Genomic DNA, 12,201 nt, shown 5'->3' with positions numbered 1-12,201 from the left:
AATGATAACGCCAAAACCTACGAAAGCTCAAAAACGAACAAACATTCCATACACAACAAAATAACGATCTTCTGTGGCAATGGCGACGGTCAAACCGCCAAGGTCGCGAACCAGATCATCGTTGCCCTGAACATTCAGGCCGTCGCTGAAGCCCTGCTGTTCGCCTCGAAAAACGGTGCAGATCCAGCCAAGGTGCGTGAAGCACTGATGGGCGGTTTCGCTTCTTCGAAGATCCTCGAAGTACACGGCGACCGCATGATCAAAGGCACCTTCGATCCAGGCTTCCGCATCAGCCTGCACCAAAAGGACCTGAACCTGGCCCTGCAAGGCGCCAGGGAGCTGAACATCAACCTGCCGAACACCGCCAACGCCCAGCAAGTGTTCAGCACCTGCGCGGCCATCGGTGGCAGCAACTGGGACCACTCGGCGCTGATCAAAGGTCTGGAACACATGGCCAACTTCTCGATTCGCGATAACAAGAAGTAAGCCCTGCCCCAACCTGCACCAAACCTGTGGGAGCTAGCCTGCTAGCGATGGAATCGACGCGGTGTGTCTGATAGACCTCGGCGCCTGAATCGCTAGCAGGCTAGCTCCCACAGGGATCTGAGTTGCCCTTTCGAATAACAAGAATTCCGGGAGCCCGCCATGTCGGTCGATCCGCAACAACTGCTGCGCGAGCTGTTTGCCACAGCCATTGACGCGGCCCATCCGCAACAAGTCCTTGAAGCTCATCTGCCTGCCGACCGCACCGGTCGAGTCATCGTCATCGGCGCCGGCAAAGCCGCAGCCGCCATGGCGCAAGTGGTCGAGCGCTGCTGGCAGGGTGAAGTCTCGGGACTGGTGGTGACCCGTTACGGTCACGGCGCCCCGTGCGAAAAAATCGAAGTGGTTGAAGCTGCGCATCCGGTTCCGGACGCTGCCGGCCTCGCCGTCGCCAAACGCGTGCTGGATCTGGTCAGCAACCTGACCGAAGACGACCGCGTGATTTTCCTGCTGTCCGGTGGTGGCTCTGCCCTGCTGGCGCTGCCGGCCGAAGGCATCACCCTCGCCGACAAGCAATCGATCAACAAAGCCCTGCTCAAATCCGGCGCGACCATCGGCGAGATGAACTGCGTGCGCAAGCACCTCTCGGCGATCAAGGGCGGCCGTCTGGGCAAAGCCTGCTGGCCCGCGACTGTTTACACCTACGCGATTTCCGATGTACCGGGCGACCTCGCCACGGTCATCGCCTCCGGCCCGACCGTGGCCGACCCGAGCACCAGCGCCGAAGCACTGGCGATCATCAAGCGCTACGGCATCGAGATTCCGCCGTCGGTACGCACCTGGCTGCAAAGCCCGGAATCGGAGACCGTCAAACCCGGTGATCCGAGTCTGGCGCGCAGTCATTTCCAGTTGATCGCCCGCCCTCAGCAATCGCTGGATGCGGCGGCGGTCAGATGCCGTCAGGCCGGTTTCAGCACGCTGATTCTCGGTGATCTCGAAGGCGAATCGCGCGAAGTGGCGAAAGTCCACGCCGGCATCGCCCGCCAGATCATCAACCATGGCCAGCCACTGGCGGCACCGTGTGTGATTCTCTCCGGCGGCGAAACCACCGTGACCGTGCGCGGCAATGGCCGTGGCGGACGCAACGCCGAATTCCTCCTCAGCCTCACCGACAGCCTCAAAGGCCAGCCCGGCGTTTACGCACTGGCCGGTGATACCGACGGCATCGACGGCTCGGAAGACAACGCCGGCGCGATCATGACCCCGGACAGCTACGCCCGCGCCGCCGCACTCGGCTTGAGCGCCAGCGACGAGCTGGATAACAACAACGGCTACGGCTATTTCGAGGCGCTCGATGCGCTGATCGTCACCGAGCCGACCCGCACCAACGTCAACGACTTCCGCGCCATTCTGATCCTCGAGAGCTCTAAATCATGACGCCTGATAAAAAGGTCAAAATCCTCGCCACCCTCGGACCTGCCGTTGATGGCATCGACGATATCCGCGAGCTGGTGGAGGCCGGGGTCAATATCTTCCGCCTGAACTTCAGCCACGGCGATCATGCCGATCACGCCAAGCGCTATCAGTGGATTCGCGAAGTCGAGCGCCAGCTCAACTATCCGCTGGGCATCCTGATGGATTTGCAGGGGCCGAAACTGCGGGTCGGCAAGTTCGCCGACGGCAAGGTGCAACTGCATCGTGGTCAGGCTTTCCGTCTCGATCTGGACGCGACACCGGGCGATGAGCGCCGGGTGAATCTGCCGCATCCAGAGATCATCGAAGCCCTCGAAGCCGGCATGGATCTGCTGCTCGACGACGGCAAACTGCGCCTGCGCGTCGTGACCAAATACACCGACGCCATCGACACCACCGTGCTCAATGGCGGCGAGTTGTCGGATCGCAAAGGCGTCAACGTGCCGCAAGCGGTGCTTGAGCTGAGCCCGCTGACTGCCAAGGATCGCCGCGACCTGAGTTTCGGTCTGGAACTGGGTGTGGACTGGGTGGCGCTGTCGTTTGTGCAGCGCCCACAAGACATCATCGAAGCCCGCGCACTGATCGGCGACAAAGCCTTTCTGATGGCGAAGATCGAGAAGCCTTCAGCGGTTGAACAACTGCGCGAAATCGCCGAACTGAGCGACGCGATCATGGTTGCCCGTGGCGATCTCGGCGTCGAAGTGCCCGCCGAAAGCGTGCCGCAGATTCAGAAGAACATCATCACTACTTGCCGCCAACTCGGTAAGCCAGTGGTAGTGGCGACGCAGATGCTTGAATCGATGCGCTTCTCCCCGGCGCCGACCCGCGCCGAAGTCACAGACGTTGCCAACGCCGTGGCCGAAGGTGCCGATGCGGTGATGCTGTCGGCGGAAACCGCTTCGGGTGAATACCCTCTGGAAGCCGTGCTGATGATGAGCAAGATCATCCGCCAGGTGGAAAACGGGCCGGATTATCAAACTCAGCTCGACGTCAGCCGACCGAAAGCCGAGGCGACTGTGTCCGACGCGATCAGCTGCGCGATCCGCCGTATCGGCAACGTGCTGCCGGTGGCGGTGCTGGTCAACTACAGCGAGTCCGGGACATCGAGCCTGCGTGCTGCGCGGGAACGTCCGAAGGCGCCGATCCTCAACCTCACGCCGAACCTGCAAACCGCACGCCGCCTGACCGTGGCGTGGGGCATTCACTCGGTGGTCAACGATCGCCTGCGTCAGGTCGACGAAGTCTGTTCGACCGCGCTGGAAATCGCCCAGGCTCAAGGTATGGCGCAGCGTGGCGATACGCTGCTGATCACTGCGGGAGTGCCGTTTGGCCAGCCTGGTTCGACTAACTCGCTGCGTATCGAGACGTTGATCTAAGCAACACTTTTGCTGTCAGCAGCAATTTTGATGTGAGTACAAAACCTGTGGTGAGGGGATTTATCCCCGTTCGGCTGCGCAGCAGTCGTCGCCTGTCGGTGTGACAGTTTTCATAGAAAAACCGCACTTGCCGATTTTGGGGCTGCTTCGCGGCCCAACGGGGATAAATCCCCTCGCCACAGGCTCATGCACGACCTTTTGATGTTCCTACTGCCCAGACTTCAACATGCCTGCCAATCATTTCAACACCCAATGCCCCGACTGGGCCGAAGCGTTGCTCAACGGTTTCAGTCAAATATTCCTCCAGCGCAATCCGTTGTGCGGCCTGCTGTGCCTCTGCGCCATCCTGTTCACCGCGCCAGCCTTGCTTGGCGGTGCGTTGCTCGGTGGCCTCGCCGGATTGCTCACTGCGCAACGTCGCAACTACGCCAAGGCTGATCGCCAGGCGGGATTGTTCAGTTACAACGGCGTTTTGCTGGGTTTGTTGCTGAGCCTGTATTTCCCGTGGTCGGCGATGATGCCGCCACTGATCCTGGCGGCCGGCGGCCTGAGCGCGATGATCACTCAGCAATGGCTGAAACGCGTGCGCCTGAGCCAAAACATGCCCGCCTACACCGCACCGTTCGTGGGACTGAGCTGGTTGCTGCTGCTGTTTGCCGCACCGTCCGCCCCGGCTCCGCTGGTTGAGGCGAATACGCTGAACCTGCTTGCGGCGGTGCTGAAAGGCTTCGGTCAGGTGATGTTCCTCGGCCATCCGCTGGCCGGTGCAATGATCGCCGCCGGTTTGCTCATCGCTGATCGCCGGGCATTTTGCTGGGCATTGCTCGCGTCGGCCATCGGCCTCGGCTCCAGTCTGCTGCACCACGAAACCAGCTTCGCGCTGTTCGGCCTAGGTGGCTACAACGCCGTGCTGGCCGCCCTCGCCTTCAGCTCAGAACGCCGCCAGCCGTGGCTGCCGCTGCTGGGCATCGTGCTGGCGCTGCTGGTGACGCCACTGTTCGCCGCCATCGGTCTGACCACGCTCACCGCGCCGTTCATCCTCGCCTGCTGGCTGATCCGCGCCGGCATTCAGATGCTCGGCAAAGCGACGGTTGACGGCGCGTCTTGCGCTCACGGGGAGAATCAACCTAGGCTGCGCTGACTTTCGATTCAGGCGTGATCCATGGACAGCAACAAACACTGGCGTGAACGGCTTTACGTCATGATTTTCCAGACCGACACCACGGCTGGGCGGCGCTTCGACGGCATCTTGCTATTGATCATCCTCGCCAGCCTGGTGATCGTGATGCTCGACAGTATCGACAGCGTTCACCGCAACTACGCCGATGTGCTGGCGTATATCGAATGGGGCTTCACGGCGATCTTTCTCGGCGAGTACATCCTGCGCCTTTATTGCTCGCCGAAGCCGTTGCGCTATGCCTTCAGCTTTTATGGCATCGTCGATCTGCTGGCGATTGTTCCCGGCATCCTCGCGCTGTATTACAGCGACGCGCAGTACCTGTTGATCATTCGGATCATCCGGATGCTGCGGATCTTCCGCGTACTCAAGCTCGGCCCGTACCTGAAACAAGCGCATTACCTGCTCGACGCCTTGCGCGGCAGCAAGCAGAAGATCCTCGTGTTCCTGCTCAGCGTCTGCACGCTGGTGACGGTGTTCGGCACGTTGATGTACGTGGTCGAAGGCCCGGAACATGGCTTCACCAGCATTCCCAAAGGCATCTACTGGGCTATCGTTACGCTGACCACGGTGGGTTATGGCGACATCGTGCCCAAGACGGTTCTGGGGCAGATCATTTCGTCGCTGGTGATGATCACCGGTTACTCGATCATCGCCGTGCCGACCGGGATTTTCACCGCTGAACTGGCCACGGCCATGCGCGGCAGTCAGTTGCATCACGACTGCCCGGTTTGCGCAAAAGACAGCCACGAAACCGACGCTTCTTTCTGCTCACGCTGCGGCAATGCACTGTTCAAGAAAATGGAATAAGCAAAGAGCTTTTTAATCTTTAAACGACTATGCGTGCCCCGTTATAGTCAGTGGCAATTGAACATCACCCCCGTACACATAACCCTGTAGGAGCTGCGGCACGCTGCGATCTTTTGATCTTGCTTTCAACAAACAAAATCAAAAGATCGCAGCGTGCCGCAGCTCCTGCACACATAAAACAAGGAATGCGCAGTGAAAAAACTCTTTGGCGCCTCACTTCTCGCCGCTGGCTTGGCCTTGGCCAACATCGCCCAGGCTGCTCCGACCCTGCTCAACGTTTCCTACGACGTGATGCGCGATTTCTACAAGGACTACAACACTGCGTTCCAGAAACACTGGCAAGCCGAGCACAACGAAAACATCACCCTACAAATGTCTTTCGGCGGTTCGAGCAAACAGGCGCGCTCGGTGATCGACGGCCTGCCAGCTGACGTCATCACCATGAATATGGCGACCGACATCAACGCCCTCGCCGACAACGGCAAACTGGTCCCGGAAAATTGGGTCACGCGTCTGCCGAACAACAGCGCACCGTTCACTTCGGCCACCGTATTCATCGTCCGCAAGGGCAACCCGAAAGCCCTGAAAGACTGGCCGGACCTGCTCAAGGACGGCGTACAAGTGATCGTGCCAAACCCGAAAACTTCGGGTAACGGTCGCTACACCTACCTCTCGGCCTGGGGTTATGTGCTGAAAAACGGTGGTGACGAGAACAAGGCCAAAGACTTCGTCGGCAAACTGTTCAAACAAGCGCCAGTGCTCGATACCGGTGGCCGTGCCGCGACCACCACGTTCATGACCAACCAGATTGGCGACGTGCTGGTGACCTTCGAAAACGAAGCGGAAATGATCGCCCGCGAGTTTGGTCGTGATCAGTTTGAAGTGATCTACCCAAGCGTCTCCGCCGAAGCCGAGCCGCCAGTGACCGTGGTCGACAAAGTCGTCGACAAGAAAGGCACTCGCGCTGCTGCCGATGAGTACCTGAAATACCTGTGGTCGCCGGAAGGCCAGGAAATCGCTGCCGCCAACTATCTCCGTCCACGTGACCCGGCGGTGCTGGCGAAGTACACCGATCGTTTCCCGAAAGTTGATTTCCTGTCAGTGGAGAAGACCTTCGGTGATTGGCGTTCGGTGCAGAAGACCCACTTCAATGATGGCGGGATCTTCGATCAGATTTATACCGGCCAGTAATGGCTGAGTGGCAATGAAAAAGGCGACCTGAAGAGGTCGCCTTTTTTGTGCACATGACATAGTCCCTGTAGGAGCTGCCGAAGGCTGCGATCTTTTGATCCTGGCTTTTAAAAACAAAGTCAAAAGATCGCAGCCTTCGGCAGCTCCTACAAGGGATCGGGCTTGGTCGTTACATCGGCGGGGTGACGCCATCCTTGCCGGCCGAGATCGATTGCGCGGTCAGCGTGCCGTCCGCACTTTGCGTGACGAACGTAACAATCTTCACCCCGACCTTGAGCAAGCTGCGATCCCCCGGCATCAGATTCACAATCGGCACATCCTCCGGCACCAGGATCTTCTGCTGCCCGCCCTTGTAGTTGACGGTCAAAGTCCGGCCGTTGCTCACCACCAGATCACCGACGCTGCCATTGGTCATGCTGCTGCCCTTGGCCAGATCGAACGGTCGGTGGCCGTCGCCGCTACCGGCCAGTTCCGGTGGGAATACGTGAACCTCCATGGCCTTGAGCGTGCCGTCCGCTTGCGGCATCGCCGCCGAACCAATGTAACTGCCGGGTTTGATGTCTTCGATGTTGGCGAGGGTGACCGCGCGGACCTTGGTGTCCGCGGTCAACTGGATAACCACGTTTTCGCCACTGTTAACGTGAACCTTCAACGAATCGGTGCTGACCCCGGTGATCTCGCCGCGCACGCCAAGCCGTGTCCCCGGGGCATCGGCGGCTTGTACGGCGCTGACGCCAAGCAAGCCGATCAGGGCAATCGTGGTGGTGCGGCGAAGCAGTTGACGCAACATGGCAATCCTCCGGTGATGAACATTGAAAACTTAGACGCGAACATAAGCACGCTATCGAACAAGATGTAAGTGAATGTATCATCCCCCCTCAGCGGTCGGACGCAAGGTCCGCCACTGGACGACTGCAACCCGGCCGCCACCCATTCCGCAACGGAATAATTGATATCGATCGAAAGCTTCTACCGCCGGCCCGGCCCGTCCCTTAGCCTCACCGCATTCCTTTTCGCTGGATCGAGAAACCCTATGACCACCACAACTCACGCAATGACCCGAGGCATGGTGCTGCTGTTCGCCTTCTGCTGCGGCGCCATCGTTGCCAACATTTACTACGCGCAACCGATCATTGGCTTGATCGCGCCGGACATCGGCCTGACCGACACCATGGCCAGCTTCATCGTCTCGCTGACCCAGATCGGTTATGCGCTGGGCCTGTTCTTTCTGGTGCCGCTGGCGGATCTGCTGGAGAACCGCCGGTTGATGATCATCACCTCCGTGGTGGCGATTGCCAGCCTGCTCGCCGCAGCGTTCACCGATCAGCCGAATCTGTTTCTGCTGGTCTCGCTGCTGGTGGGTTTCAGTTCGGTGTCGGTGCAGATCCTGATTCCTCTGGCCGCGCATCTGGCTCCGGAAGAGTCTCGGGGCCGGGTAGTCGGCGGGATCATGGGCGGTTTGCTGCTGGGCATCCTTTTGGCACGTCCGGTGTCGAGCGTGGTGGCTGACCATTTTGGCTGGCGCGCCATGTTCATGATTGCGGCGGGACTGATGGCGGCAATCAGCATCGTGCTGGCGCTGACCGTACCGAAACGCCAGCCGGATCACAGCGCCTCCTACGGCCAACTGCTGGGTTCGTTGTGGACGCTGCTGCGCCAACAACCGGTGCTGCGTCAGCGGGCGTTTTATCAAGGTTGCATGTTCGCCACCTTCAGCCTGTTCTGGACCGCAGTACCTTTGGAGCTGGCGCGTAACCATGGTTTGTCACAAAGCGAAATCGCGATCTTCGCCCTGGTCGGTGCCATCGGCGCCATCGCCGCTCCAATCAGCGGACGTCTGGCCGACGCCGGCCACACCCGCATCGCCTCGCTGCTGGCGATGATCTTCGCCAGCCTGAGCTTCCTGCCGGCGTTCATCCATCCGGCCTACAGCGTCATCGGCCTGGCCGTGACCGGCGTAGTGCTCGACTTCTGCGTACAGATGAACATGGTCCTCGGCCAGCGCGCGGTCTACTCCCTCGACGCGAAAAGCCGTGGCCGACTGAACGCGCTCTACATGACCAGCATCTTCATCGGCGGCGCCTTCGGTTCCTCGGTTGCCAGTGCGGTGTACGAGCATGGCGGCTGGCTGTGGATCGTGATTGTCGGTAGTGCATTCCCGTTGCTGGCGTTGTTGCGGTTTTTGAGTGCGTCGCAGCGGCGGTCGCTGGCGACTGCTTGAACTGAAAAAACGGGCAACTCCACTCCCCAAGGTGACTCACGAATCTTGTGGGAGCGGGCTTGTCCGCGATGGCAATCTCAAAAATCCCCGAGCATTCAGATCGTTATCATCCCCCAGCCTTTACCCGCAGCCTGCGCAGCATTGCGAATCACATCAATCTCACTTGGAATGGGCGCGCATAACCCCTGCACTTCTCTCTCACGCAACAAAAGATGTGCGATCTCTACGGCCGCGTTGTATGCCAACTCAAATGTATCTCCCGCAGTGACCGCTCCCGGAATATCCGGAATCTGAATCCCTGTCGCCTTTACTTCGTCTCCCCACTCGATACAAATTGGATAGTGCACAAATGCCTCCAAAGCCATGCAGCTGGTGAGTTGGCACTCAATCACAAATGCTCTCAGTCTTCGTTCACTAATGTCTTTCCGGATGTGAGCAGACGGTTCATTCCCTAGCGGCATGACTCCTATGCCCCCCACCTGCGTTCCGCTTCCATCCCGCCGCAGTCACTCTTGATCGCAGCCAACCGGCTGTTTCCCGAGGATCACGACATGACTCTGCAAGCAAAACTCGATGCGTTCAAAGCTGACTTCAAGGCTGGCAAGCCGCCCTACAACGCACCAGCCGACATTCATCCGGTGATGGAGCGGGCGACTGCCGAGCTGATTGCATCTGGCGCGGCGAGTCGGTCGCTGAAAGTCGGTGACATGGCGCCGTTGTTTACCTTGAAAGATGCCGATGGCGTTCCGCAGTCGTCAGCCGATCTGCTCGCCAGTGGACCGCTGGTGTTGTCGTTTTATCGAGGCGTCTGGTGCCCGTATTGCAACCTTGAACTGCAAGCCTTGCAGGCGTTTTTGCCGACGGTGCTGGAGAACGGCGCCAGCCTGTTGGCGATCTCGCCGCAGATCGCGGCCAACAGCCGCAAGGCGCAGCGCATCAATGAGCTGCAGTTTCCGATCCTCGGCGACCCGCGCAATGATGTGGCTGCGGCGTTCGGTCTGCGCTTCCAGTTGCCGGACTATCTGATTGAGTTGTACAAGAATCTGCGCAACGATCTGCCGACCTTCAACGACGATCCGTCATGGACGTTGCCGATGCCGGCGCGTTTTGTGATCGGTCAGGATGGCGTGATTCGTTACGCCGAGGTCAACCCGGATTACACTCAGCGTCCCGAGCCTGAAGCGATGCTGGATGCGCTTCGAAGCTGAGCCCGACCCAATGCCCTGCCCAGGAGTTGCCATGACCCGACGTACCTTCCTCATCACCGGCGCCAGCAAAGGCATCGGCCGGGCATTGGCCGAGCATCTGGATCGCTCCGGGCACCGGGTGGTTGGTATCGCCCGCAAGCCGGACCTGAGCTTTCCGGGGATTCTGTTTCCGCTGGACCTGAGCAACCGTGCGCTGACTCAGGAGGTGCTGGCGGAACTGGCCAGAACCTACGAGTTCGACGGACTGGTGAACAACGTCGGGCTGGTGCGTCCGCAAGCACTTGGCGACATCGACCTCGATGCGTTTGACGATGTGATGCGGGTCAACCTGCATTCAGCATTGCAAGCGACTCAGGCGGTGTTGCCGGGCATGCGCACACGCGGTTGGGGGCGAGTGGTGAATATCTCCAGCCTGACCGTGCTGGGCATCACTCAGCGCACCGCGTATGCGGCGGCGAAAGCGGCGCTGGTCAGCTTCACCCGTTCGTGGGCATTGGAACTGGCGCAGACCGGGATCACCGTGAACGCAGTGGCGCCGGGGCCGACCGAAACCGAATTGTTTCGCGCCAACAATCCGCCGGGCAGTGAGGGTGAAGCGCGGTATCTGGCCGGGGTGCCGATGGGTCGCTTGGGTCAGCCGGAAGAGATCGCTTCGGCGATTGCGTTTCTGTTGTCCGAGCAGAGTGGCTTTATCACCGGGCAGACGCTGTTCGTCGATGGCGGCGCGTCGGTCGGCAAAGCTGCGTTCTGAGCAACACCGCAAATCCCCTGTAGGAGTGAGCCTGCTCGCGATAGCGGTGTGTCAGCCGAATCAATATTGACTGACACACCGCTATCGCGAGCAGGCTCACTCCTACAAGTGGATCTCTGACTATTTCAATATTGGGTAAGGATTCGAGATGGACCGCCTCGCCGCCATGGAAACCTTCGTCTACGTCGTGGAAACCGGTTCGTTTTCCGCCGCCGCGCGACGCTTGAATATCGGCCAGCCCGCCGTGTCGAAAACCATCGCCCAACTCGAAACCCGTCTCGCCGTACGCCTGCTGTTGCGCTCGACCCGGGGCCTGACCCCGACCGAGGCCGGCCTGGCCTTTTTCGAACGGGCCAAACGTGCCATCGAAGAAGCCGACGAAGCCGACAACGCCGCGCGTGGCACCGCCAGCGGCCTGAGTGGCAACCTGCGCATCAGCGCCGCCGTGACCTTTGGCCGGATGCACATCGTGCCGAAACTCGGAGCGTTTCTCGATCAGCATCCGCAACTGAACATCGACCTGATACTCGACGACCGCAACATCAATCTGGTGGAAGAAGGCATCGACGTCGCGTTACGCATGGGCGCCCTCAACGACTCCGGCCTGACCGCACGCAAGATTGCCGAGTGCCGCCGCGTAGTTCTCGGCACTCCAGCGTACTTCGCCGCACACGGCGAGCCCGACTGCCCCGCCGCATTGAGCAAACACCAAGCGGTGATCTATGCCCTCGGCGGTGGCGCCACCTGGCAGTTCACCAAGGGCGCCGACAAACAATCGACGATCCTCAGCGGTCGCCTGCGCGTCAGTGCCGCCGAAGGCCTGCGCGAAGCGGTGCTCGCACACCAAGGCCTGACCCTGGCATCCGCATGGATGTTCGCCCCGGAACTGGCCAGCGGCGCGGTCAAGTCCGTGATGAGCGACTGGACCCTGCCGGACATGGACCTGTGGGCGGTGTTTCCGACGGGAAGAATGGCGAGCGCCAAGGCGCGGGCGTTTGTGGAGTATGTGCAGGGGTTGTTGACTGGCGTTCGGTAAAACACAAAGAGCGGTCAACACCCACACAGCAAAACGGCGATCCAAAGATCGCCGTTTCCATTCACTGCCCGTACTGCTTGCTCAACCCCGGGGGCACGCCGTGGATGTCGGTGTCTTCCCATGGGCCGTTGGGGCTGATCGAGCGGCTCCAGCCGTTGTTCCAGCGGAAGTAGGTGCGCTGGCGGTAGAAGGTGTCGGTCTGGTCTTCGAGGACGTAGACGCCGAGTTTGGCATCCCAGTGGCTGTTGCCACCCGGTGGCGGGGCGAAGCTGGCGGAGGTGCGCGGGACGGGTTTCGCCGGTTTGGCCGGGATGCTTTTGCCGGGTGTCGGCGAGGTCGACGGGGTCGGGCCCGGCTGTGACGGCGGGATCGGCGGCAGGTTGCTGGTCGGTTCCGGTCGGTGCACCGCACATGCGCTCATGCCCAGGGCCAGTGTGAGGACTGTGATTCGGGCGATGGTGTGCATGGCGGTGCT

At 60.3% G+C, this 12,201-nt stretch carries 13 protein-coding genes; 10 read left to right on the top strand and 3 right to left on the bottom strand.

Annotation, left to right across the window (positions count from 1 at the left end):
• The 6 genes from ACIOZM_RS20040 to ACIOZM_RS20015 form a co-directional block, all read left to right on the top strand.
• Window positions 1-486, top strand: a 486-nt coding sequence (locus tag ACIOZM_RS20040) for an NAD-binding protein (protein ID WP_401216527.1), incomplete at its 5' end; no start/stop codon positions are given.
• Between the two features lie 159 nt (window positions 487-645).
• Window positions 646-1,920 carry a glycerate kinase gene (locus ACIOZM_RS20035; protein ID WP_401216526.1) on the top strand — a complete coding sequence of 425 codons (1,275 nt, stop codon included), beginning with the start codon at window positions 646-648 and terminating at the stop codon, window positions 1,918-1,920.
• On the top strand, window positions 1,917-3,332 hold the full coding sequence (pyk, locus tag ACIOZM_RS20030; protein WP_401216525.1) for a pyruvate kinase: 1,416 nt from the start codon (window positions 1,917-1,919) through the stop codon (window positions 3,330-3,332). The genes ACIOZM_RS20035 and pyk overlap by 4 nt, the downstream gene beginning before the upstream one ends.
• A gap of 226 nt (window positions 3,333-3,558) precedes the next feature.
• Window positions 3,559-4,473, top strand: a complete 915-nt coding sequence (locus tag ACIOZM_RS20025) for an urea transporter (protein WP_401216524.1) — start codon at window positions 3,559-3,561, stop codon at window positions 4,471-4,473.
• Between the two features lie 21 nt (window positions 4,474-4,494).
• Window positions 4,495-5,319 (top strand): ion transporter, encoded by an 825-nt coding sequence (locus ACIOZM_RS20020; protein WP_401216523.1) that lies wholly within the window; start codon window positions 4,495-4,497, stop codon window positions 5,317-5,319.
• A 192-nt stretch (window positions 5,320-5,511) separates the two neighbouring features.
• Window positions 5,512-6,510, top strand: coding sequence for a sulfate ABC transporter substrate-binding protein (locus ACIOZM_RS20015; RefSeq protein WP_401216522.1), 999 nt, complete (start codon window positions 5,512-5,514; stop codon window positions 6,508-6,510).
• Between the two features lie 169 nt (window positions 6,511-6,679).
• Here ACIOZM_RS20015 and ACIOZM_RS20010 read toward each other — a convergent pair whose 3' ends face one another.
• The gene (locus ACIOZM_RS20010; protein ID WP_401216521.1) at window positions 6,680-7,300 is read right to left on the bottom strand and encodes a hypothetical protein; all 621 of its coding nucleotides are present in this window, start codon (window positions 7,298-7,300) and stop codon (window positions 6,680-6,682) included.
• Between the two features lie 243 nt (window positions 7,301-7,543).
• On the opposite strand from ACIOZM_RS20010, the gene ACIOZM_RS20005 reads away from it, so the two are divergent.
• A complete protein-coding gene (locus ACIOZM_RS20005) occupies window positions 7,544-8,731 on the top strand; it encodes an MFS transporter (RefSeq protein WP_401216520.1) in 1,188 nt (395 codons plus the stop codon).
• Window positions 8,732-8,826: 95 nt separating this feature from the next.
• Here the strand turns inward: ACIOZM_RS20005 and ACIOZM_RS20000 are convergent, their stop codons facing one another.
• A complete protein-coding gene (locus tag ACIOZM_RS20000; RefSeq protein ID WP_401216519.1) occupies window positions 8,827-9,078 on the bottom strand; it encodes a type II toxin-antitoxin system HicB family antitoxin in 252 nt (83 codons plus the stop codon).
• Between the two features lie 204 nt (window positions 9,079-9,282).
• Between ACIOZM_RS20000 and ACIOZM_RS19995 the strand changes: the two genes are divergently transcribed.
• The 3 genes from ACIOZM_RS19995 to ACIOZM_RS19985 all read left to right on the top strand — a co-directional run bounded on the left by ACIOZM_RS19995 (window position 9,283) and on the right by ACIOZM_RS19985 (window position 11,726).
• Window positions 9,283-9,939 (top strand): peroxiredoxin-like family protein, encoded by a 657-nt coding sequence (locus tag ACIOZM_RS19995; RefSeq protein WP_401216518.1) that lies wholly within the window; start codon window positions 9,283-9,285, stop codon window positions 9,937-9,939.
• Window positions 9,940-9,970: 31 nt separating this feature from the next.
• Window positions 9,971-10,690: an SDR family oxidoreductase gene (locus tag ACIOZM_RS19990; RefSeq protein WP_401216517.1), complete on the top strand. Its 720-nt coding sequence runs from the start codon at window positions 9,971-9,973 to the stop codon at window positions 10,688-10,690.
• 148 nt (window positions 10,691-10,838) lie between these two features.
• Window positions 10,839-11,726: a LysR family transcriptional regulator gene (locus ACIOZM_RS19985; RefSeq protein WP_401216516.1), complete on the top strand. Its 888-nt coding sequence runs from the start codon at window positions 10,839-10,841 to the stop codon at window positions 11,724-11,726.
• 61 nt (window positions 11,727-11,787) lie between these two features.
• On the opposite strand, the gene ACIOZM_RS19980 is transcribed toward ACIOZM_RS19985, so the two are convergent.
• Window positions 11,788-12,192: a hypothetical protein gene (locus ACIOZM_RS19980; protein ID WP_401216515.1), complete on the bottom strand. Its 405-nt coding sequence runs from the start codon at window positions 12,190-12,192 to the stop codon at window positions 11,788-11,790.
• Between the last annotated feature and the right edge of the window lie 9 nt (window positions 12,193-12,201).

The sequence above is a fragment of the Pseudomonas sp. NPDC087346 genome, assembly GCF_044744235.1.
Classification (GTDB): domain Bacteria; phylum Pseudomonadota; class Gammaproteobacteria; order Pseudomonadales; family Pseudomonadaceae; genus Aquipseudomonas.
Note: the sequence above shows the minus strand (reverse complement) of the source record. Positions and strands in the feature narration are given on the sequence as shown.